The organism is Shewanella surugensis (assembly GCF_023284005.1).
GTDB lineage: Bacteria > Pseudomonadota > Gammaproteobacteria > Enterobacterales > Shewanellaceae > Shewanella > Shewanella surugensis.
The window spans coordinates 12401-35738 of sequence record NZ_JAKIKS010000054.1 but is presented as its reverse complement, the minus strand read 5'-3'; the positions used below and the strand labels follow the sequence as shown (position 1 = coordinate 35738).

General features: G+C 41.0%; 22 protein-coding genes. 12 read left to right on the top strand and 10 right to left on the bottom strand.

Features of this window, described 5'->3' with window-relative positions:
• Positions 1 to 186: IS200/IS605 family transposase (tnpA, locus tag L2764_RS14315; protein WP_248940928.1), on the bottom strand; the 186-nt coding region annotated here is incomplete at its 3' end.
• A gap of 393 nt (positions 187 to 579) precedes the next feature.
• Between tnpA and L2764_RS14310 the strand changes: the two genes are divergently transcribed.
• Both L2764_RS14310 and L2764_RS14305 read left to right on the top strand, forming a co-directional pair.
• The gene (locus tag L2764_RS14310; RefSeq protein WP_283107019.1) at positions 580 to 909 is read left to right on the top strand and encodes a cupin domain-containing protein; all 330 of its coding nucleotides are present in this window, start codon (positions 580 to 582) and stop codon (positions 907 to 909) included.
• Between the two features lie 201 nt (positions 910 to 1110).
• Positions 1111 to 2463 carry a leucyl aminopeptidase family protein gene (locus L2764_RS14305; RefSeq protein ID WP_376708424.1) on the top strand — a complete coding sequence of 451 codons (1353 nt, stop codon included), beginning with the start codon at positions 1111 to 1113 and terminating at the stop codon, positions 2461 to 2463.
• A 140-nt stretch (positions 2464 to 2603) separates the two neighbouring features.
• On the opposite strand, the gene L2764_RS14300 is transcribed toward L2764_RS14305, so the two are convergent.
• Together L2764_RS14300 and L2764_RS14295 are read right to left on the bottom strand one after the other, a co-directional pair.
• Complete coding sequence (locus tag L2764_RS14300; protein ID WP_248940925.1) at positions 2604 to 4196, bottom strand: ABC-F family ATPase; 1593 nt, start codon at positions 4194 to 4196, stop codon at positions 2604 to 2606.
• Positions 4197 to 4487: 291 nt separating this feature from the next.
• Positions 4488 to 6740: a heavy metal translocating P-type ATPase gene (locus L2764_RS14295; RefSeq protein ID WP_248940924.1), complete on the bottom strand. Its 2253-nt coding sequence runs from the start codon at positions 6738 to 6740 to the stop codon at positions 4488 to 4490.
• Between the two features lie 134 nt (positions 6741 to 6874).
• On the opposite strand from L2764_RS14295, the gene L2764_RS14290 reads away from it, so the two are divergent.
• Positions 6875 to 7291, top strand: coding sequence for a MerR family DNA-binding protein (locus L2764_RS14290; RefSeq protein WP_248940923.1), 417 nt, complete (start codon positions 6875 to 6877; stop codon positions 7289 to 7291).
• A 53-nt stretch (positions 7292 to 7344) separates the two neighbouring features.
• On the opposite strand, the gene L2764_RS14285 is transcribed toward L2764_RS14290, so the two are convergent.
• Complete coding sequence (locus L2764_RS14285; RefSeq protein WP_248940922.1) at positions 7345 to 8718, bottom strand: outer membrane protein; 1374 nt, start codon at positions 8716 to 8718, stop codon at positions 7345 to 7347.
• Positions 8719 to 9139: 421 nt separating this feature from the next.
• Between L2764_RS14285 and L2764_RS14280 the strand changes: the two genes are divergently transcribed.
• Both L2764_RS14280 and L2764_RS14275 read left to right on the top strand, forming a co-directional pair.
• The gene (locus L2764_RS14280; RefSeq protein WP_248940921.1) at positions 9140 to 9691 is read left to right on the top strand and encodes a SixA phosphatase family protein; all 552 of its coding nucleotides are present in this window, start codon (positions 9140 to 9142) and stop codon (positions 9689 to 9691) included.
• A 166-nt stretch (positions 9692 to 9857) separates the two neighbouring features.
• The gene (locus L2764_RS14275; RefSeq protein WP_248940920.1) at positions 9858 to 11066 is read left to right on the top strand and encodes a phosphotransferase-like protein; all 1209 of its coding nucleotides are present in this window, start codon (positions 9858 to 9860) and stop codon (positions 11064 to 11066) included.
• A gap of 73 nt (positions 11067 to 11139) precedes the next feature.
• Here the strand turns inward: L2764_RS14275 and L2764_RS14270 are convergent, their stop codons facing one another.
• Positions 11140 to 11436, bottom strand: a complete 297-nt coding sequence (locus tag L2764_RS14270; RefSeq protein WP_248940919.1) for a LytTR family DNA-binding domain-containing protein — start codon at positions 11434 to 11436, stop codon at positions 11140 to 11142.
• Between the two features lie 2 nt (positions 11437 to 11438).
• On the opposite strand from L2764_RS14270, the gene L2764_RS14265 reads away from it, so the two are divergent.
• A complete protein-coding gene (locus tag L2764_RS14265; RefSeq protein WP_248940918.1) occupies positions 11439 to 11846 on the top strand; it encodes a carotenoid oxygenase family protein in 408 nt (135 codons plus the stop codon).
• 254 nt (positions 11847 to 12100) lie between these two features.
• Here L2764_RS14265 and L2764_RS14260 read toward each other — a convergent pair whose 3' ends face one another.
• The gene (locus L2764_RS14260) at positions 12101 to 12733 is read right to left on the bottom strand and encodes a helix-turn-helix domain-containing protein (RefSeq protein ID WP_248940917.1); all 633 of its coding nucleotides are present in this window, start codon (positions 12731 to 12733) and stop codon (positions 12101 to 12103) included.
• A gap of 488 nt (positions 12734 to 13221) precedes the next feature.
• Between L2764_RS14260 and L2764_RS14255 the strand changes: the two genes are divergently transcribed.
• From L2764_RS14255 to L2764_RS14235, 5 genes are all read left to right on the top strand, one after another.
• Positions 13222 to 13851: a 3'-5' exonuclease gene (locus tag L2764_RS14255; protein ID WP_248940916.1), complete on the top strand. Its 630-nt coding sequence runs from the start codon at positions 13222 to 13224 to the stop codon at positions 13849 to 13851.
• Positions 13852 to 14339: 488 nt separating this feature from the next.
• A complete protein-coding gene (locus tag L2764_RS14250) occupies positions 14340 to 15248 on the top strand; it encodes a glucosamine kinase nucleotide-binding domain-containing protein (protein ID WP_248940915.1) in 909 nt (302 codons plus the stop codon).
• Complete coding sequence (nagB-II, locus tag L2764_RS14245) at positions 15245 to 16243, top strand: glucosamine-6-phosphate deaminase NagB-II (protein WP_248940914.1); 999 nt, start codon at positions 15245 to 15247, stop codon at positions 16241 to 16243. The genes L2764_RS14250 and nagB-II overlap by 4 nt, the downstream gene beginning before the upstream one ends.
• Positions 16244 to 16245: 2 nt before the next feature.
• Positions 16246 to 16701, top strand: a complete 456-nt coding sequence (locus tag L2764_RS14240; RefSeq protein ID WP_248940913.1) for an amidohydrolase family protein — start codon at positions 16246 to 16248, stop codon at positions 16699 to 16701.
• A 277-nt stretch (positions 16702 to 16978) separates the two neighbouring features.
• Entirely contained in the window at positions 16979 to 17422 is a 444-nt protein-coding gene (locus L2764_RS14235; RefSeq protein WP_248940912.1) for an MFS transporter, read from the top strand.
• Positions 17423 to 17636: 214 nt separating this feature from the next.
• On the opposite strand, the gene L2764_RS14230 is transcribed toward L2764_RS14235, so the two are convergent.
• The 4 genes from L2764_RS14230 to gnd all read right to left on the bottom strand — a co-directional run bounded on the left by L2764_RS14230 (position 17637) and on the right by gnd (position 22475).
• Positions 17637 to 18281 carry a hypothetical protein gene (locus L2764_RS14230; RefSeq protein WP_248940911.1) on the bottom strand — a complete coding sequence of 215 codons (645 nt, stop codon included), beginning with the start codon at positions 18279 to 18281 and terminating at the stop codon, positions 17637 to 17639.
• A 901-nt stretch (positions 18282 to 19182) separates the two neighbouring features.
• Entirely contained in the window at positions 19183 to 19320 is a 138-nt protein-coding gene (locus L2764_RS14225; protein WP_248940910.1) for a hypothetical protein, read from the bottom strand.
• A 63-nt stretch (positions 19321 to 19383) separates the two neighbouring features.
• Positions 19384 to 20166, bottom strand: a complete 783-nt coding sequence (locus L2764_RS14220; RefSeq protein ID WP_248940909.1) for a hypothetical protein — start codon at positions 20164 to 20166, stop codon at positions 19384 to 19386.
• Positions 20167 to 20927: 761 nt separating this feature from the next.
• On the bottom strand, positions 20928 to 22475 hold the full coding sequence (gene gnd, locus L2764_RS14215; RefSeq protein WP_248940931.1) for an NADP-dependent phosphogluconate dehydrogenase: 1548 nt from the start codon (positions 22473 to 22475) through the stop codon (positions 20928 to 20930).
• Between the two features lie 367 nt (positions 22476 to 22842).
• Between gnd and L2764_RS14210 the strand changes: the two genes are divergently transcribed.
• Positions 22843 to 23241: a MerR family transcriptional regulator gene (locus tag L2764_RS14210; protein WP_248940908.1), complete on the top strand. Its 399-nt coding sequence runs from the start codon at positions 22843 to 22845 to the stop codon at positions 23239 to 23241.
• Positions 23242 to 23338: the final 97 nt, after the last annotated feature.

The window sequence follows — 23338 nt, the reverse complement described above, 5'->3', positions numbered from 1 at the left end:
GACATGATCTGGCATTAGATGCCCCTCTTCGATCACAACCCCTTTTTGACGGGCTAGTTCGTGAAATACCTCGCCCAAATGCTTTCGAATAACACCAAATATTAACTTACGCCTCTTTTTTGGAATAAATACAATATGGTACTTACAATCCCAACGTGTATGGGACAAACTCTTAGGGTCTCGCATAGGTTGCTCTCCTGTCTTTTGGTCGAGACTTGAGCCTACCTATACCGCGGTATAGGTGAAACCTATGCGAGTCACCCCGGCAGAGCCGGGGGTTTACCGTTTGTTAATTATCCCTCTTTAGTCAAGGCGGGATCATACTCTGAAAAATAAGTGAACTTTTTGAGAATGTAATCCCGCCCTGCCCACTTGATGGCATACGATTTTAAGCTATTCTTTTAATGAACAGTCACTACTAACCTCCTTGCAATGACGAGAATAAATATGAACAATAACCTGATAACACTGAGTATGTTGACTCTGTTTCTATTATTAAACATCAATACTGTTTGGGCAAAATAGGTACCTACCGCCAAAAAGACTTCCTCAGCAGATAAAGCACTCGATGCCACCTTACTGACTCGCACAACTAAAAGCTGGGACGGCAAGCACCTACCCGATTACCCCAGCGGCCAACCTGAAATCACCGTCTTAAGAGTCATCGTCCCTCCCCAAGGCCAGTTCCCTGTGCACAAACACCCCGTTATTACCGTTGCCGTATTATTAAAAGGTGAAATAACCGTATACCTCGAAGATGGCAGTCAAAAAATGAAATTGCTCCCAGGAAAAGTGGATATAGAAGTGGTGAATACTTGGCATTATGGTATAAATGAAGGTACTGAGCCTGCTGAAGTTATCGTATTTTATGCGGGGGTAAAAGGTACGCCAGTCATGATCAAAAAATAAAGAGTGAATATTTATCTTTAGAAAAAGGCATGGTCCACTTAATTCACATGAATTTAACCCACATCTTCCCCAACCCTCCCTTGCCTGCTACCCTAAGACCCATTAATTGTTTTAATGTAAGAGCCTGACATGAACACTTCCTCTTTGAATACTGCTGAGCATGCCGTAAAATCCGCCTTAATTATTGGCCCTGTTGATGGTATGGCTAGCGCGCACAGTGCTCCAATCCCACTGCATATTTTCACTCCCAATGCTTTTGAAAGCTGGCTTAAGAGTCAGCCTCAATTCACGCAGACTTGGCTTAATCATCATCAAATCGACAAACAAGGTCATTGCCTGATCCCCAATAGCGAAGGCAATATCACCCAGGCAGTATTTGTGACCGAACAAGCTGACAGCTTTTGGGCGTGTGGCGAGTTGGTGAATCAACTGCCCAGTGGCCAATATGCGATTCAAGGCAACCCTGAACAAATTGAAAAAGCGGCCTTTAGCTGGGGACTCGGTGGCTATCGTTTTGAACGTTACAAGCAAAGTAATAAAAGCTTACCTCAGCTGATGGTGCCCAATGACGAGATAGCGGCAAAAGCCAATCGCTTTATTCGCGCCACATCTTTAACCCGCGATTTAATTAATACCCCAGCAGGGGATATGATGCCACAGCACTTGAATGATACCTTAAGTCAGATGGCCGATGAATTTGGCGGCCAGCTGACCCAAATTGTAGGTGATGAACTCCTTGAGCAAAACTACCCCACGATTCATATGGTCGGCCGCGCCAGTGTGCACGCGCCGCAACTGCTCGATTTCACTTGGGGGGATATTAATGCCCCGCAAATTACCTTAGTGGGCAAAGGCGTGTGTTTTGACTCGGGTGGCTTAGATTTAAAGCCCGGCGCGGGCATGCGTTTAATGAAAAAAGACATGGGTGGCGCCGCCCATGTGATAGGTTTGGCACAACTCATCATGGCTCATCAGCTGCCTATTCGCCTGCGCGTACTGGTACCTGCTGTTGAAAATGCCGTCTCGGCCAATGCCTTTAGACCGGGCGATGTGATCACCACTCGCCATGGGATCAGTGTTGAAATTGATAATACCGATGCCGAAGGCAGACTCGTATTATGTGATGCACTGTCTGAAGCTAATCATGATAAACCTGAAATGATCATCGACTTTGCCACCTTAACTGGCGCCATGCGGGTAGCCTTGGGCACCGAGTTACCCGGCTTTTTCAGCAATAACGATGCGCTAGCGCAGGGCATTACTCAGTCTGGCCTTGAAATGGAAGATCCTGTTTGGCGGATGCCACTGCATCAAGCCTATAAAGATTTACTGAACAGTGACGTGGCTGACTTATCGAACTGTGCCACCAGCCCGTTTGGCGGCGCGATCACTGCGGCCTTATATTTACAGGACTTCGTTGATAAAGAGATTCATTGGGCACACTTTGATGTGATGGCATGGAATAACCGTAAACTACCCGGCCGCCCCGTTGGCGGTGAAGCCTTTGGTATTCGCGCCGTGTTTGCCTATTTACAAAGTCAATATAAGAAATAGAGAGCCACTACGTCAATATGCAATGTAAGTACCACTAAAAACGCACAAAAAAGCCCGAATAAATTCGGGCTTTTCTTTCTCAGCTAATATGACTAAACAGACAAGTTAGCTTATCTCTAGCGCATATTTAGCCGTGCTCATTAAGCTTCAACGCCTTTGCTTCTTAGGAACTCATCATAAGTGCCTTTAAAGTCATTGATGCCTTTAGGTGTCACTTCAAGAATGCGCGTGGCCAATGAAGATACGAACGCTCTATCATGGCTGACGAACAGCAGCGTGCCTTCATACATTTCCAGCGCGTTGTTCAATGACTCAATCGACTCCATATCCATGTGGTTCGTCGGCTCATCCAATAATAAAATATTAGGCTTGTCCATGATGAGTTTACCGAATAACATACGGCCTTTTTCACCACCCGATAATACCGTGACTGACTTTTTAATGTCATCGGAACCAAACAGCATACGACCTAAGATCCCACGTACCGATTGGTCATCATCATTAAGTTTACGCCATTGACTCATCCATTCAAACAAGGTCATGTCATTTTCAAAATCACTTTCGTGATCTTGCGCATAATAACCAATAGCCGAATTTTCAGACCATTGGATGGTGCCGCTGTCTTGTGGAATATCGTGCACTAAGGTGCGCAGCAAGGTGGTTTTACCCACACCGTTATCACCCAAAATCGCCACTCGCTCACCCACTTCGACCATTAAGTTCAAATTAGTGAATAAGCGGGTATCAAAACCTTTAGTCAAGCCTTCGGTCACTAAGGCATTACGGAATAATTTCTTTTCTTGCTCGAAACGAATGAAAGGATTCACACGACTCGAGGCTTTGACTTCATCAATCTTAATTTTGTCAATCAACTTAGCACGAGACGTGGCTTGCTTGGCTTTTGAAGCGTTGGCAGAGAAGCGGGCTACGAAGCCTTGAAGCTCAGAGATCTGGGCTTTTTTCTTGGCATTATTGATCATCAAACGTTCGCGGGCTTGGCTTGCCGCCATCATGTATTCATCATAGTTACCGGGGAAAATACATAGCTCACCGTAATCCAGATCAGCCATATGGGTACAAACAGAGTTTAAGAAGTATCTATCGTGAGAAATGATGATCATGGTGCTATTACGCTGACTCAGCATATCTTGTAACCAACGAATGGTATCGATGTCCAAGTTGTTGGTGGGCTCATCGAGTAACAACACATCAGGATCAGAAAATAGCGCTTGCGCCAATAATACCCGTAATTTAAAGCCCGGCGCAATTTCCCCCATTAAACCAAAATGCTGCTCAACAGGAATACCTACGCCCATTAATAGCTCACCGGCACGAGACTCGGCGGTATAGCCATCCATTTCGGCAAATTCCATTTCTAAGTCGGCGACTTTAATGCCATCTTCTTCGGTCATTTCAGCTAACGAATAAATGCGATCTCGCTCTTGCTTCACTTCCCATAATTCGGGATAACCCATGATCACGGTATCAACAACGTTAAACGCTTCATAGCCAAATTGATTCTGGCTCAATTTACCCAGACGCTCATTGACATCTAAAGAGACATTACCAGAGGTCGGCTCCAGATCACCTGCTAAGATTTTCATGAAGGTTGATTTACCACAACCGTTGGCGCCGATCAGACCATAACGATTTCCGTTGCCAAACTTAACTGAGATGTTTTCAAACAGCGGCTTAGCGCCGAACTGCATGGTAATATTTGCTGTAGTGATCAAAGTAACATTCCAAAATTCTGATTGTATGAATAAAACAAAAAACGAGCCCATGACTTGTTTGTTTTTTAACTCAAGGATAAACAAAGCCAGCCAACACTTATACTCGCTAAAGGCGGGTTAAGGGCGGCTTGAAATCAAAAGCCAATCCCGCAACCCTCGCAATTTTTAAGCGCAGTACTATAGCTTAATTTAGCCTCAATGATCAACGAAAAGCGACTATCGATAGAGATGAAATTCTCTCTCTACAGTCGCCATATTCACCATTTTATGTGCCGACTTTCTCCATCAAGCCTAGTCCAATTTTTGATTGCGTAAACGGTTGGCATTGGTCACGACCGTCAATGATGACAATGCCATGGCCCCACCCGCTATCACAGGGTTTAATAACATACCCGTTAAGGGGAATAACACGCCGGCGGCTAACGGGATCCCTAAGATGTTATAAATGAAGGCACCAAATAAGTTTTGCTTAATATTACGCATACCTGCCTTGGCTAATTTAAAGGTGCTAGCCAGTGAGGTTAGCTGATGCGATAACAAGGTTAAGTCGGCACTTTCGATGGCAATTTCAGTCCCACTGCCAATCGCAATCCCCACATCTGCACTCACTAAAGCGGGCGCGTCATTAATGCCGTCCCCCACCATCGCCACGACTTCGCCTTCCGCTTGTAAGCGTATAATATGTTGCTGTTTCTCTTCAGGCAGGACTTGGGCTACAACTTCATCAATACCCACTTGTTTCGCCACCGCTTGCACGGTTTTTTCATTATCACCACTAAGCAATACGACTCGCATACCGTCAGCTTTCAACGCGCTCACTGCTTCGATGACACCCGTATGTAAAGGATCACTAATGGCAATCAATGCCACTAAACTTCCGGATTTCGACACATAAATGGGCGTTTTGGCTGTCTCTGCCCATGTTGAAGTTAAACTATCTTGTGCCGCTACACCTTCAATGTGCAGTTTGTCCATTAACGCCCGATTACCGATGGCATACTCATTTGGCGTCCCTTCAGCTGAGCCCTCCGATGCTAAGGTAATCGCTCCCACTATTCCCATGCCCTGATGATTGGTAAACACTTCCGGCTCCACTAAGGTTAACTCTGCGGCTTTCGCCTTATCGATAATGGCACTGGCAAGCGGGTGCTCTGATGCTTGTTCGAGACTGGCGATATGTCGTAATAAAGTAGACTCATCCTCGCCTGATCCAATCAAGGTGAAATCGGTCACCATTGGCTTACCTTGAGTTAATGTGCCGGTTTTATCCAATACGACACAACTGACCTTGCTGGCGGTCTGTAAAGCTTCGCCATTGCGGATCAGTACGCCCATTTTTGCGGCCCGCCCAACGGAGACCATAATCGACATCGGGGTCGCTAATCCCAGCGCACAAGGACACGCGATGATCAGCACACTGGTGAGTACCACTAATGCATGGGATAACTGAGGGGCCGGGCCTGCAAAATACCAAATGCCGGCACTGAATAGTGCAATCACTATTACCACTGGGACAAAGTAAGCGGAAATTTGATCGGTTAAGCGACCAATGGGCATTTTTGAGGTTTGAGCTTGTTGTACTAACTCAATAATTTTGGCAAGGCGGGTATCCTCCACCCCTGAGGTTATTCGATAAATTAAACTGCCATTGCCATTGACAGTACCGGCATTCACGCCATCCCCCACACCTTTACTCACAGGAACAGGCTCACCGGTGAGCATCGACTCATTGAGTAATGATTGCCCTTCCAACACCTCACCATCCAAAGCCACGCGTCCACCCGGCTTTAACCGCACGCGATCGCCTATGGCTAATGCACCGATTTCAACTTCTTCATCGCCTTTATCGGTAATACGAATCGCCGTCGATGCCTGTAACCCCAGTAAACTTTGTACGGCAGCACTGGTTTTCCCTCGCGCCCTCAGCTCTAAGGCATGGCCTAAGTTAATTAACCCCAAGATCATCACACTGGCTTCAAAGTACACATGACGCGTATCGAGCGGAAACCACTGTGGTACCAAGACCACTAGCATGGAATAAAACCAAGCCGCGCCCGTGCCTAACGCAATTAAGCTGTCCATATTGGCACTTTTGGCTTTAAGGGCTCGCCACATGCCTTGATAAAAATGCGCGCCCGTTGTCACCATTAAGACTAAGGTTAACACCCCAACCACACCCCAAGTGAGCTGTTGAGTGACATTGCTAATTTGCATTTCGCCACCAAATAAGCCCCAGAGCATGAGCGGGATCCCCACGCCTAAGCCAATAAACGCTTGCCACATTTGCTTATGATATTGCTTCTCTTCTAACGCACCTTTCTCTTTAGCGGCCAGTTTTGCATCCAGTACTTGCTCACTTGCATAACCCACACTTTGTATAATAAATTTTGCTTTCTCAATATCAATCTCTTCATTGATAATGACTTGCTTATCCGCTAAGTTGACTCTGACACTCATGCCAGCCTGCGCTTGAAAGGCATTTTCAATTTTAGCGATACAACTGGTACAACTCATATCTGGCACTGACAATATAATGGTTGACATGAGACCTCCTTATTGATGAATAACACTCAATTTATGCTTTACGATATCTATCAGTGTATTGTCTCCCCTTATAGGAGAGTCAAACGTTTTTTGCTATAATACTGACTTGACTTAATCAACAAGAAAAATAATCAATGAAAATAGGTGCTGTTGCCAAAGCCACAGGCTTAACCGTTAAAAGTATACGTTATTACCACGATATTGGTTTAGTTAAAGGTCGGCGTGACTTGAATGGTTATCGTGATTATCAAGCCTCTCATGTCCAAGCGCTGTCTTTTATTCATCATTGCCGAACATTAGGCTTTACACTGGATGACTGCCGAGCTTTACTGGATTTGAAATTAAACCAATCTCGTCAGGCTGAAGATGTCAAAGCACTCGCTAAGCTACATTTATCCGCCATTAGCGATAAAATTTTTCAATTACAAATACTAGAACATCAGCTCAGCCATCTTGTGCATGATTGCGAAGGAGGAGAACAACCTAACTGCGCCATTCTAACAGGACTCAGCCAAGAGGTAGCGGTGAGTCAGCGGTACAAAAAACCATAAAAAAGCCAATCTTATTTAAGACTGGCTTTTTTTATGAAAACAATCTTAAAGAGTTACATGCCAAAGGTATAACTCATACCAATGTTGAACAAATTGTTTTGATAAGCGGTTTCCAAATCATACTCATAATCATCTGTTGTGGTTAACACAGACGATTTCATTTCTGGTGCCCTTAAATGGCGATATTCAGCAAAAAACCGCATACTTTCACTGGCTTGAAAACCGACTCCGACAATACCTTGATAAGCCACTGAGGTATCCGTTTCATTGTCCATGGACACCATTTCAGAAGTCATTGATGAAGTTTGTACATAAACACTGTCATCATATTTAGTTTCCATATTGACTAATCCCACCCCTAAACCAGCATAAGGGATCCAAGCACTACCCGTAGGAAAATCATGCAGTAAGTTTAAGCCATACCAATTGCCTGAAACTTTATTCCCTTGAGCAATATCATCAACTTTATCCATTTCATCACTCAAGTAAGTGAATTGTAACTCTGTACGCCAATTATTGTATTTAAGGCCGATACTCGCACCAACGTTATAGCCCATATCAAAGGTAGTATTGACTCCAACAACACCATCTTTAGATGTTGACATTTGCTCTTGTAAATAACTTGCACCACCAGATACACTCACATAAAATAAAGCTTGATCTGCGGGCGGCGGAGGTGGAGTTCGCTTATGCTTAGGTGCCCCGTCAAAATAGTAGCTTAACCCTAAGTTAAACAAGGTATTGTTATAATAAGTGTCTAAACTTGACCCATTTTGAGTCCAATTAGTAAACTTAGTAGAACCAATATGTCTCACTTCCGCTAATAATCGTATCTCGGGAATGGGCTGATAACCAATACCAACAATAGTTTGATATGCAAACGCTGAACCTGACGTATTTTCACTCGTCACCACGCCACTGCTACCTGATGCAGCATCACTCCATACGTTATAATCTCCAAAATCAGAATTCATGGTGATCCCACCTAAACCGAAACCTGCATATGGGATCCAATGTTCATTGATTGGAAAATCACGCAATGCATTAACCCCATACCAAACTCCTTCTTGCTGGTTACCTTGATCAATGTCAAAAACTTTATCCATATCGTTATATAAATATGTTATTTGCGCTTCAAATCGCCATGGGCCAACTTGTTTGCCTAAACTCACCCCAGCATTGAACCCCCAATCATAAGACACGATACCCGCGCCATTATAAACTTCATCTGCAATACTGCGCTGAGACTCTAAATAGCTAGTCCCTCCTGAAACGGTGACATAGAGCCCATTAGGTATAAAACTGGGTACTGGGGGAGGCGGTGAAGGTAGAGATTTAGGTCCATGATGGTAAACCTCTTCAGCGTATAACAAATGACACATCAGAGAACATGGTAATATCAAAGCAATAGCTATGCGTTTTTTCATTTCATTCATCCCTATATATTTATTATCAACATCCATCGTTTGACTTAATCTGTTAAACAGATAAGTAAAACACAAAATAAATATAGTGCAGGTTAGAGAAATATCTATTCAGAAAATAATTAAAATGAATGATCTCGTATTCCTTACTAGGGCATAAACACTAGCTCTTATTGATATTATCGAGGTGATCTAAATTAACACATTCAATTTGACCAATATGAGTACGGTAATACCCATAATAAATAAGCATAAACGTTGATGAGCCTTCCCGTCATCGGTTTTCACTCACTATAAAAAATGGATCCACTTATTGATATTATTCAGGTAGTATTTGTTTCAAGATACTCGGCCATATTATTTAACTCTACAATGGTTTGGGTATTGGGTCTCACCCATGGAATAACAAAAAAGGGAATCCTCTATGAAACTACTTTCTCCTTCATGCCTTGCTGGCCTGATTTTTTTACTGAGCACTCAAATCGCCTTAGCCGATTGCCTACCAAACAGTCTCTATTTAACCCGTCATGCAGAAAAGCAAGATGAAAAAGGCAATCGCGATCCTAACTTGTCTGAGCAAGGTCAAGCTCGAGCACTTAGGATTGCCAATATGTTTGAACATATCAACATCAATTACTTATTTTCGACTCCTTATCATCGTACTAAACAAACGCTCACCCCCCTTAGCCAAAGTAAAAATCTTGCGATTACTGAATATGATCCCAGAGAGCAAGATGCGTTTATCACTCAGCTTAAAAATAATTATTGTGGCCAAACGCTCGTGATTGCTGGGCACTCCAATACGGTACCCGATATGCTGCAAGATTTAGGCATTCATTTTAACGTGAGTATTGGGAAATACCGCTTTAAATACCAACCCAGCATTATTTTATCCGAGCACGAATTTGGGCAGATGTTTTTTATTCGCTTCGACAATGACACCCCTGTGCTCGAGATACTCAATAGCGATAGTTAATACTAGCCGTTAACAGTTAAGGCCAAATAACCTCATGCTATTTGGCCACAGTCCTCTCGAAGCGGTTTATCGTCTAGTCTCATGAAGACACTTCCTTATATACCCGTGAAGTTCAAATGATTTCAACTAAACTTGCTATGACACTCTATAAATCAAGGGATAAATCATGGCATGTGCTGGAATGGTAGTGATCCTCAATGGGGCACCGCACTGCAAAAAACAAGCGATCATTAAGCAATTTCAACAAAGCAGCCACCAGCCCTTCTTTACATTAGGTATGCGAGACTTTTATACCATCATGCGAGCTAATCCCAACCAGCAACCTTTAGGATCTGATGACGAACAAGACAGTATAGATCTGACCGCCTTACACGCTGCTATTACCGGCATGGCAAAAGGTGGATGTCATATTATTATCGATCATTGCATCACTCTTCATAAATACCACCAACAACTGCAAGAGTTTCTTCACAATCTCGATGTTACATGGGTAGAAGTGACTCGCGATGAAATACTACGGATCAAGGATGAACAAAAAACTGGCTCTAGACCCGAAGGGAGTAGCCTGACATTAGCAAAAAAAATGATAACAAAAATACAATATAATCTGCAGCTTGATAGCAGTCAACACTCCCCAAAAATGTGCGCGGATAAAATAACTCAATACTTGCTTGAAAGACCATTAAGAGAAAAACCCGCCTCTAGATGGGTCCCTTTATCTTTCCCTAAAAATACAAAGACTTTAGGCCAAATTATACTCATTGCTGGCACCACCAGTGCTGGAAAAAGTACATTATGCAAAACGCTTCAGCAAAAAATGCACGCTCCTTGTATTCAATTTGGGATCGATAACGTTGTTGCTATGTTAGCACCCAAATATTTAGGTATCCCCGTCACCCCCGATGAAATTAAACATTTCAAACCCAAACCCGAACAAGCACTCGGCTTTTACTTGATCATGCCAGGTCCCAGTATCGATAATCCTTATGAATATGCCACAGTACAATTAGGCACTCTTGCAAGATTAGCATTGAGTGCGCATTTTCATGCCATTAAGTTTATCTCCCAATGCGGCATTAATGTCATTTCTGATCAAGTATTCTCTTTTAAAGATGAATATTTAGAAGCAAAAGCAGTACTAGAAGCAATGCCCACTTTTTGGGTGGCCGTTAACGCCGATAACGACACACTCCTTGCCCATGAAAAAAAACGCGGCAATCGCTTTCCAGGTCATACTCTCGGTTTATTACTGCAAATGCATAAAGATATTGCCAATGACCTTGAACTCGATAGCGAAAAAATGACGCCGGAAGAAGAAGCCGAGGCCATTTTACATACATTGAAACAAAAATACCCTAAAGGCAGTTTTGACTAGAACTGCGTTATTTGACACTATCATCTCAGTGCTTAAAAACCCTGAGTCTTGAATTTATCTCGACTATTCTGGCCTAAAAACATTGCGCATTAATAATCGCATTATATGTTCGAGATACGGGGAATTTTATTTCATTTTTTAATGCCAATATGAGTTTTCGCCCTGCTCTTTCTCGCCCTAATACGGCACCTTTTGCCACCCTCCAAGAACGAGGCGTTTGAAACCCAGAAGCGTCAACTAACATCTCCAGCGCATCTTTAAAACGCATGAGCAGCATATGATGTCCTTTGTCGGTATACACTTTAAGATAATGATCTGACATTTCTAAACAATATAATTCGCCACGCTTATCATAAGGCAAAAACCGCATTAATGACATTAGCCATTAACGGCACATACCACCAACATATTATTCCGACAAACAATGAATTCCCCAAAATCTGTGATCACCTTGTAGGGCTACGTAATCACTCACTTTTTCATCTATCGGCAAGTCAGCATACACTTTGGTATGATACCGTTTGCCAACTCGACATTTCCTCTGAAAAAGAAGACAGCTACCATTTTGGCGCTGATTTTTTAGCCGAAGAACACATTAATATTTGCCCTGAGAGAAATGAAAAAACAGGCTACCTGTTAGGAACCGCATTACATGTCCCCAGCAAACGCACCTGTTTAAATCTATTTGAGGCCAACAACCTCTCTGCCAGCCCTATCGCCCGAGCTTGGTTGCCTTACTTTTTGCCCCTTGGGTTTCATGGGCATTTTATGGCAGCTTAATGCATCAATCCAATAACAACCTGCTTAACCGCTTTTCCATTCCAGCTGAATTCCGCATCTTGATGTATCACGGGTATAAATTCATTTCCTTATTCCTTTAAGCCTAAACCGCCCCAACCTCATCGGCTAACAATATCAGTTATTATGGAACGGTTTTTTAAACCACCAGCCTAACATGTCATTTGAAGATTGAGTGCTTCAATGTCATATAGATGATCTCTCATTAAAAAGGAGCGCCTGCTTTTTTAACCTAGCTACATTTTTTTGATTTTTCCATTAGTCACTATCGCAACCACTGAATGTAAATATTGGCATTCATCTCGATTAATAATGAGCATATGACTGTCCTTCTCAAAACCAATTAAATGCACTTTACCCCCTCTTTCATACAAAAAATGCATCAATTGACAATGGCGTTGATAAACGACAAACACATCATTTCCAGAAAGCAGTGCTTGAAATGGATCTGAGTCAAGAATGATCGCCTCACCGTCCAAATAACGGCCAGTATTTTCCGTGATCTTCAACCCATAATACGCTTTTGTTTTATCGAAATGGATCTCAATCACTTCCGTGGCTAATGGCCTATCCTCTATGGCAATATCAAACCAATCAGAAGTGGGGCCTGAGTGTTGATCGCCAATAATAGGAAGCGCCTTATTCTCCTCGGGAGAACCGCAAGTCTCGAGGCCCAAAGCCAATGACTCCGGATCAAGTTGAAGTAATTTCGCCAGTTTAACGCCTGTCACAAAATCTATGCCTGATGTGTGCCCATTTTCAAATAACGACAATCCACCCGCACTCAGCCCCACTTCTTTTGCAACATATTTAGCCCGATAGCCGAGTTGAATGCGTCTTTGTTTAACCCGTTGACCTAATGTTTGCATTTCATTTCCCATAATTATGCGTAAATGGCACGTAAAAAATCAAAACTCATGTTAATTCATCCGTACTCGCAACATTTAAATATAATTATTTTCATTATAAATCATTGCGTTAGAATATAAAACAATGAAATATCGTGCCTCTATTCTCTTAAATAAAGTTGTTAAAAATAAATTTAGTATAAAAAACTTTTTGCTTATTTTAACTTATTCATGCTAGTTTACACTCTAAATTTAGAATAACAAATTTATTATCCTAAATTTAACAAGGGGAGGTAAACTCACTTTAAGGGATCCACAAGGAAAGTGCTCAAAAGCCCATAAGTGAGTTTTGGATTAAATAGGAACCCACAAATTTGGCTAATATTCAATCCTAACTAGGTCGACGGGGCAAAATGCCCCGCGCCTATATCCAAACAAGTCGAAGGTTTCCCCTTCAACAGGCTTGGGTATATCTAAACTCTAAAAAAGCAAACAAGGATGAGAAAAGAGTGAGAATATTAAATAAATTTAAATTATCGCCACTGGTAGCCTTAATAGACATTAAGACCTTTGGTCATACTGAAAATGCCGTCATAGCCTCTATGGCTTGTGTGATCGTTAATGTCGTAAAATCGAGGGTAGTTGATGAGTGTTATATCCGTTGCCAAACAGAATTTCAAACCAATCGCGCGCTCGATGAGGCCAGTATCGCCTTTTGGCGACAACAGCGCTTTAACAATCCCAACGCATGGCAAGAATTATTTTCCCCCAACATGCCACGCCAACCCTTAGAGCAAGCATTACAGCATTTATCCAATTTTATTCATCAACATTTCCCAACCAATAGTGTCGTACAAATCATGGGGAATAGAGCTGAATTTGATAATGTGATTTTATCTAACGCCTACCAGCAAACAGGGGTAAAACAACCTTGGTTTGAGCATGAAAATCAATCGCTCGCCAGTATGATTTGGCTAGCAAAAATGTTATTTGGCTACGATCCTCAATGCAGTATCCCTTTTAAAGGCACCCAACATCTCGCACTCCATGACGCTCAACATCAAGCAAAAGTATTATTAGCCATTATGGATAAACTCTTTATGTGTACAGCCGATCACCTTGAAGCCGAAATAGCTTAACAAAATTAGGTGTGTTCAATACGATAATAAAAATCAATAATCCACTTTTGGCCAGTATCATTGCGCTGGTCAGATCAACAGAACATCCCATCCTTATATACCCGTGATACAACACAGAAGTGAGCGTTTTCACGCATTCCTAATAGGCTAATTCTTATAAATAAAAGAGGAAAGTCCTTTATACCTCCTTACTGAGCATCAACGTAGAACCTCTCGATTATCGGCTCAAGAAGAGCGTCATGGTCGTTCACTCACATCATGTTAATAAAAAAAATCATTCAGTGTCAACACTATCGACTTCTATAGAGGGCTGTCATGCCTCTGCATATTCTAAAGATCACCTCCTTGTTCCCTCGCCTATTCTCTTCCATACTGAGCTGTGTAGACTTCAATCTATGGTATCCAGTGTATATCGTCATCATTGATTGCTCTGCACGATTTAAGCGATCATCAATACAGGCTTCTCCCTGTATATAGAGGTATGTCTTATGATGCACCCCTCCTATTTTATGGGTATTGATGGCGGTGGCAGTAAATGCAACGCCATAAAAACCATATTAGTTAATCCGCAAAATAACATCTTAGGTCAAGGACTGTCTGGACCAGAAAATCCACTGTTTGGTTTTAAACAAGCCATGGATGCTGTCATACAATCAGCGCAAGATGCACTTAATCATGCCAAGCTGAAACACATCTCCTTATCCAATGTCATTGTAGGGATAGGCCTTACTGGCATTAATTTACCTGATTATTACCAACAAGCCTCAACGTGGCCACATCCCTTTATGCAACGTTATTTAACAACGGATCTGCACATTGCTTGCATCGGTGATCATCAGGGAGAAGATGGCGCAGTCATCATTGTCGGTACGGGAAGTTGTGACTTTTCTTTTTATCAAGGAAGAAAAGTAGAATTTGGCGGATATGGATTCCCTCATGCCGATAAAGGCAGTGGTGCTTGGTTTGGTTTAAAAGCCGTCTCCCATACACTGGATACATTCGATGGACTGGGGAGAGAAACATTACTTTGCGAACAATTACTGACACAATTTAAGGTAACAGATCCCATTGAGTTATCTGAAGCAGTGTCTGAAGGCTCATCTGCCATTTTTGCAAGCCTTGCTCCCACTGTCTTTGACTGTGCCAAGCAAGGTGACATGATTTCGATCAATATCGTACAAGAAGGGATGCAATATTTAAGTCAATTAGCCAAAAAATTACTCATCAATAATCAATTACCACTGGCTTTGGTGGGTGGGCTCAAAGAAACACTCCTTCCTTGGCTCGATCCTTTTACGCTGGCTCATTTTCATGATAGTCAAGCTTCCAGTGAAATGGGGCCGTCTTCTGGGCAAGAGCAATCTAATACGACAATAAAATCTGAGGAAAATGTATGATCCCCAGTATCATGGAACAAGAGACAAAGCAGACTCCTGAGCTTATCGAAAAGCAATTAATCTTGAATCATCCGATTACGACACGTATTGGTGCTAAACTGAGACAACTCGATCCCTGCGTTGTGGTCTTTATCGGACGAGGCTCATCTGATCACGCGGGAGTGTTTGGAAAGTACTTAATAGAAATAGAAGCTGGGATCCCCGTCAGCCCATCTTCCCCCTCTGTATCAAGTGTTTATTTTAAAAAAATGAATTTAAAAAGAGCAGTAATCATTGTGATATCACAATCGGGTCGAAGTCCTGACGTATTAACACAAGTAAGAATGGCACGTTCTTGCGGTGCCTACACCATCGCATTAATCAATGATGAAACATCACCATTAGCAAATTTAGTGGATGAAGTTCTGCCTATCCGTGCCGAAAAAGAAATCGCGGTTGCGGCAACGAAAAGTTACTTATGTACCTTATCGGCCCTTATTCAATTAACCGCCCATTGGACTCAAAATAGCTTATTACTGCGTGAACTCAGCAAACTCCCTAATGCACTTAAAAAGATAAATTCGCAAACGGCACAACTTAAGTCTAAAGATTTAAAAGCAGTATCGAGTTTAATTATTTTAGGCCGAGGGTTTGGCTTTGCAGTTGCCAAAGAGATGGCCCTTAAATTAAAGGAAATATGCAGTATCCATGCAGAAGCATTCAGTAGCGCTGAATTCCTCCATGGTCCCATTGCCCTTATTCAACATGATGTTGCACTATTAAACGCCTGTGTTCATGATGAAAGCCTCAGTATTCATCAAGTCCGGATCCGAGAATTAGAATCAAAAGGCGTACATCTACTGCATTTATCCCCTATCAATACGGATATCCACCCTAGATTATCGTCATTATTACTCATGCAACGATTTTACCTTGATATTGCCAAAGCGGCCGTCAAGCTTGGTTTTGATCCTGATGCCCCCGAAGGGTTGAAAAAAATCACCAAGACACTATAACAATGATTAACTCTCTGAGTGTGCCTCATCTTTTTGATGGAGAGTCTTTTCATCAAAACAAAACTCTTTATATTGAACAAGGGATCATTGTTGATATTAAAGAGACTGTTAGCGCAAGTAACTTATTCCCTCAAACGCTTTTAGTACCAGGCTTTATCAATTTACAGGTCAACGGAGGTGGAGGCGCCTTATTTAATCAGTCACCGACATTAACCACACTTAACAAAATCAGTCAACGTCATCAGACCTTTGGTACAACAGCCATATTACCCACTTTGATCACCGATAATATCCAAGTCATGAGGCAGGCCACTAATGCCATTGCCCAAGCCATTAAGTTAAATTTACCCTGTATTATTGGCATTCACTTTGAGGGACCCCATCTTTCGATTGAAAAGAAAGGGGCTCATAAACGCTGGCGTCACACTAGCTTTAGGGCATTCAAATGCCCACTTTGACATAGCAACACAATACTTCAATGCCGGCGTCACAGGGACCACTCACCTTTTTAATGCCATGTCATCGTTAACCGCAAGGGAACCCAGCTTATTAAGTGCCGCATTAATGAATGATGTCATCTATTGTCGTCTTATTGTCGATGGCCACCATGTCCATGAACAACATTGTCTTCTTACTATAAAATTAATATTAATGTAGATTCCATTATTGAATGCCTTCGTTATCCTCATCTCAGGTTAGGCGTACTGGCGATTTTTTTATACGTGGGGGGTCGAAGTGATTGCCGCAGACACTGTCGGTACTTTTGCCTTATCATTAAACATGGAGAATTACTCCGTCATGACGGCTTATACCATGACATTCATGGTGCTGGGTTACCTATGCGGAATAGCCTCCATTCCTAAAGTTTTCTCGCAAGAACAATCATTAAGACTATCACCACTGTTAGGTATTGTCATTTTAATATCCGATCCTCACTCCTATTGGATTGCCAATGCCATTGTTTGGCCGCTGGCATTATCAGGCCTAGGTAACTTGACCAATACCGCTTCAGGCTTATTAATAATGGGGATTTCAGGCGGCACAATTTTACCCTTACTTTGGGGCTATTTATCTGAAACGTCATTCGGTATGCATAATACTTATATGATTTTAATTCCCTGCTATCTTTATATACTCTTGTATGCAATGAAAGGATACCGTTTAAAGAGAAAAAGCTAACCGCTATACCTATATCGAAAGCCTCCAACACAAGATAACGTGTTTTAAACATCCATACTATTCTAAGGCCCTTACTTAGCAGGATGGGGATATTTCTAATCCGACTAAAACAAATGAAATAGGACAATGATGGTATTATAACCGTCAGGTCAATCAAAAATGATACTGATAAGAAAAATAAACACCGTAAATGATAAGAAAGTCGGTATCCATTTCAATCTAACATAAGAATACCTGAACTAAAAATAGCGACATCATTTTCATTAATCTTCACTGTATTCGCTTCTATTTTCGTCGCATTTTCTATTACTGCTGTTCCAACAACCGTCAATAATGATGCTACCGTATTAATATCAGTCCCTTTTTGAATCACATCAGCCTCCACTATCCCAACTCTAGTATTGATCCCTTCTACTTTAGAGCCCACAACAGATAAGTCAGAAGTCGTTACAAGTAATCCTTGCTGTATAAGATCAAGCCTACTGGCTAAAGCATTTTGATCTTCAAGCGCGACAGTCTTCTTATTTGCTGCTATTTCGGTCGCCTCTGCACTCAAAATTGTCTTTGTTGTTGCTACTCTAGTGTCTTTAACGCTGAGTTTGGTTCGAGTAAAAGAATATTCGTTCGCGATTAAGTTCACTGAGTTTTTACTTGCGATTGTCGTATCAAATTTGACACCTATAGTTAAAGATACAGAACTACCTAATTTCATATTAGTGTAAGCGCCAACGGTGTTTGACCAAGCAGATCCTAATACCAATTTATAACTACTCGTTGCAACCAATTTATAACCTGAAAAGTTATATGTATGTTCAGAGTTCATCTTCCCACTGGGTTTATTGATATCTATAGCCGTCATACCTGCCTCCAAAAAATAACAATTGAATTAAAATAAGCAGCAATTAATGTCAAACACTAACATTAATCCATTAAATCAGTCGATAAATTATATTTTTAAAATAAAAAAATTTAATCATCATGAATAAAGAGAAGCATTCATAAATAGTTCACTTATTTATCAGTTTATTCAAACAAGCTAAAATGATTAAATTGAATCTATAATCAATCTAATACCATCATTCTAAAACTACAATAGAATTTAATATAAGAATTTAATACAAGAATTTAATACTTCCGAACAAATAAAGAACAATTAATTAATTAATCAATTAAAATACTTAATATTCATTATAATAGAGGAGAACACTTACAGAAATATCATAGAAGATAGGATTTTCAAACTTATTACAGATTTAACATTAAATTTATTGAACTTTATTAATGTTAACACAAGAGCAGAGCTAGACTAAAGTACACCAAACAACTCATCTACTTTATTGGTGAGTAAACCGACATTGTTCACATTGATACGACTGTTCATTAAATAAACATTTTTACATTGAAAAAGTTAACATGGTACCTATATTCATTCAAAAAAGACTTCAATGAATAACAATCAGACTTAAATAAAAAGATAGCCATACCAAAAATGCAGAAGTCCGTTATTGAGTGATTAAAAGGCTTTTGAGCAAGATCGTTAATGACTATTGTTTCCCCAAAGCTGGCCATCCATAATCGTTATCCTAGAAGGTTAATGTCATTGATCTTTACACTGCCGGATTCTATGGCAATCCCAAGATCCGCTATATAGGTCCCTGCTGTCACAATTTTAGTCTCTGCAGAATTCATACGCGCGACAACGTCATCAATGACTGTTTTTCAATTAAATGGTTAGTATTTTAGTCTTTTACTTTATGTGGTTACGAGTAGCGCATTGCCATACCTTTCTGCTCAACACCTGGTTCCACTAACCCGACTTTAGTGACGATCCCCTTAAGTTCCTTATCCGCAGTTTCAGTTTCAATTTCAATTTTACTCACCAATTTTGCCTTCAGCACCTACTCTGCTCTATTGAAAACTCTCCCAACAGAAACAGGTTAAAGCATTATATCTAATGACTCTCAACCTATCATAGATAACTCATTATCCATAAGCCACAACGAATTTGAACCGATCCCCACATTATTCGCTTCAATTTTAGTGGTATGACTATCAATAGCCGTTTCAACATCTGTTACCCTAACTTGCACTTTTCCAATCAGACTTTCCGTTTGAGTTACATCCGCTTTAACATCCTTGATGCTCGTATTGATCCCCTTAATACTAGTATTAGTGATAACCAACTCAGCATTAGTCGATTTTACCGATTTGTCAATCAAGTCTAAGCGACTAGCTATCGCATTTTTCTCATCAAGAGCAACTTTCTTTTTAGCCGCCACCACTTCAGTCGCTGTGGTGCCTAATTTCTTATGTTCTATTGCTATTCTAGTATCTTTAACACTTAACTTAGTACATGTTAAGGCATATTCTGCCGCAATTAAATTCAGTGCAACCTTACCCGCAAGGGTTGCATCAAACCTTAGGCCAATCGTTATAGATTGAGAGGTAGCCAACTTCATATTAGTATAAGACCCAACTGTATTGGACCACGCAGATCCCAATAGCAATTTATAACTACTCGTTGCGATTAATTTATAGCCACTAAAGTTATATGTTTTCTTCGAATTTAATTGCGATTTAGGTTGATTGATATCTTTTGTTGAAGGAGTACTCGAACTGCTACTAGAACTATCTGCCGTTGTATCTGTTGTTGTATCTGTTGTTGTATCTGTTGTTGTATCTGTTGTTGTATCTGTTGTTGTATCTGTTGTTGTATCTGCCGTTGTATCTGTTGTTTCAGCCATACCCACTCCCAAAAAATAGCAACCTAAGCAAAGTAAAAGATAATTAATGCTAGCCTAAGTATCTCGCCATCGATAAGCACTCTGCCATTTAAAGTACTATCGATATACATTAACCAGGTTGGTTAAAATAAATTAATATAAAATCTAATGCTATTACTCTAAAATCACAATGATTTTTAATACAAAAATTTAAACAAATAGCGCAAAATAGAAACAACTAAAAATATATTAAAATAAATAAATTAAAAATCATCTTGTTAGGCAAAAACAATGCATTTCCACGCAAAGAGTGCAAAATGCTTATATTGGCAAGAAATTTAACAGTACAGACATTAATATTCATTAATGTTCACACGAGGCAGGTTAGACTAAAAGTCTATGAAACAACTCGTTCACTTCAATAATGAGTAAGAAAACTACGTAGCTTCATCTCATGAAATCGGTATTATTATCCCCATCCAGCTAAGGAAATGATGAGTTCAGCGGATGAAAATAAAGAGAGGAATAAAATTTAGAACCTTAAAGGCTGTTTTGAAACCCGCACAAAATAAGTCACTCAGGCATTTCACTTCTGGGTTGCATGGGGTCAAAGGGAACAACCATTTTTCATCCCTGCACCTTGAATTAAAAAGCCTGAGTGGTCTGAATTGATCATCTATCAAGGCAGACGGATATAATCAAACTTAACCTAGATCGATCTAACTGATATGACATGATTCAGATAACATACTCGATGATGACTTTCTGCGATAAAAAAGCCATCAATTAACTTTATGCAGTTTTCTTTCTGCGGAGCTCCAATTAAGATGATATTTCTCACCTTCTGGCGCATCTATTCTCTCAAAAGTATGCGCCCCAAAAAAATCACGCTGCCCCTGTAATAAATTAGCGGGTAAAATAGCGCTGCGATAACCATCATAATACGCTAACGCCGAACTAATACACGGAGCAGGAATACCATTTAACACCGCTTGAGAAACGGCTTGGCGCCAATCATGCTGTTTTTGTGACAACGCCACAGCAAAAGTCTCAGCCATCAATAGATTCTCTAATGCGCCGTCTGCTGCATGTTGATACGCCTGGGTGATAGATTGAAGAAAAGTCGCTCGAATAATACAACCTGCACGCCAAATTTTCGCAATTTTCGCAAAATCAAGCTGCCAGCCTTGCTCTTTACCTGCCATTGCCATCAATTGAAAGCCTTGGGCATAACTCGACACTTTTGCGCAATAAAGCGCATTTTCTAACTGATCGATAAAAATCTGCGCCTTAGTGTGATCAATCAATCCATTTTTAGGTGAGATTGGCCCAGATAATAAACCGCTCAATTTAACCCGCTGCGTTTTTTGCGTACTTAACGCTCTGGCATAAACCGCTTCAGCCATCGTGGGCGCTGGGCAGCCGATTTGTAAGCTGCTGACTGCTGTCCATAATCCCGTCCCTTTTTGTCCAGCCTTATCTAAAATTAATTCGACTAAGGGTTTTGATGTCACTGGATCAAGTTGCTTCAAAATATCAGCACTGATCTCCATCAAATAACTGTTCAAGCTGCCCTTATTCCAACGCTCAAAGATAGCGGAAACCTCAAGGGCATCCAATCCTAAACCTTGGCTCAATAAATGATAGGCCTCACAAATAAGCTGCATATCAGCATATTCGATGCCGTTATGAACCATTTTGACATAGTGGCCCGATCCCGCCGGTCCAATATAGCTAGTGCAAGCCTCCCCCTCAGTCACCGTTTCTCCTGGCTGAGTTCGCTCTATCGGTAAGCCACTCTGAGGATCCACTTTTGCCGCAATCGCTTCCCAGATGGGTTGAATACGATGCCACGCTTTTTTATCACCACAGGGCATCAACGAAGGACCAAAACGAGCGCCAACCTCACCACCCGATACCGCGCAGCTAAAGAAGGTAAATTGATGACGATATTTTTCTTCTCGAGCAATGGTATCTGTCCATAAACTATTACCCGTATCCACAACAATATCATCTTGCTCAATACCCGCCTCAACTAACGCCTGACAGACACCGTCAACCGCCTTACCTGCTGGAACCGATAAAACAAAAATACGGGGTTTTTCAAGATCGGCCAACATTTCAACCAAATTATCACAACCCTTAATCCCCAAAGTCCTATGTGGGCCCACTTCCTTTTCAGCTTGATTGACCAGCCCAGAAACTTTTAGCACATCCAGATCAAATGCAGAGACTCGATAATGATTATCTGCAATGTTCAGTGCGAGATTCTTCCCCATCACTCCTAGGCCAATAACGCCAATATCATACAACTTGGTTTGCTTGTTCATTTGTATTTGATTCCAAAGATCGTACAAGGATCCTAACTGTTGCTCATTAACATCAATTTTCATCCAAAGTATATACCTAAGCAGGACGTTAAAGCGAACATTTACCCTGCCTTTATCTTGTTAAATAAACAGTATGACTGAAACATAAAATAGTTTATTTATAACTGCATACATCAATCTAACAACCTTGCAAACAAAAATACAACAACACGTTTTCGATTCAATACACAATCATTTATACGATACGATATAACCCAAGTGGCACGTCGCCTTTACATTCGTTTATCCTGATAAAAGCTGCCCCAAGCTTTACCTTTACGTAAACTTCATATATCTTGAAATTAAAGTGATCCCTAAGGCAGTATGTATGGCCAATAATCAACTCGCATCCATGACTTATTCAATCAGCGATTTATCGAAAGAATTTGATATCACCACCCGCAGTATCCGTTTTTATGAAGATCAGGGCTTACTCAAACCTAAACGTCGTGGGCAAACGCGTATTTACAGTTTAAAAGATAAAGTCAGATTAAAACTCATTTTACGCGGAAAACGCTTAGGGTTTTCTCTCGCAGAAACACGCCGATTGTTTGAACTCTATGATGCCGATAAAAATAGCAGCACTCAATTACATACTATGCTCGATCTCGTCGAAGAAAAAAAACTGTCATTACAACAACAAATGGATGACATCAAGGTCGTGTTAATGGAGCTAAATTCCGCTGAGCAACAATGCCGCGCAGCACTGGAACAACAACAAGAATAACCGTCACTGAGTCGATCTCATTGTGATGATTTATGAGCGACACATACCTTACAACCTATTAATAATCATAAGAATCACATTAGCAGGATAATATAGA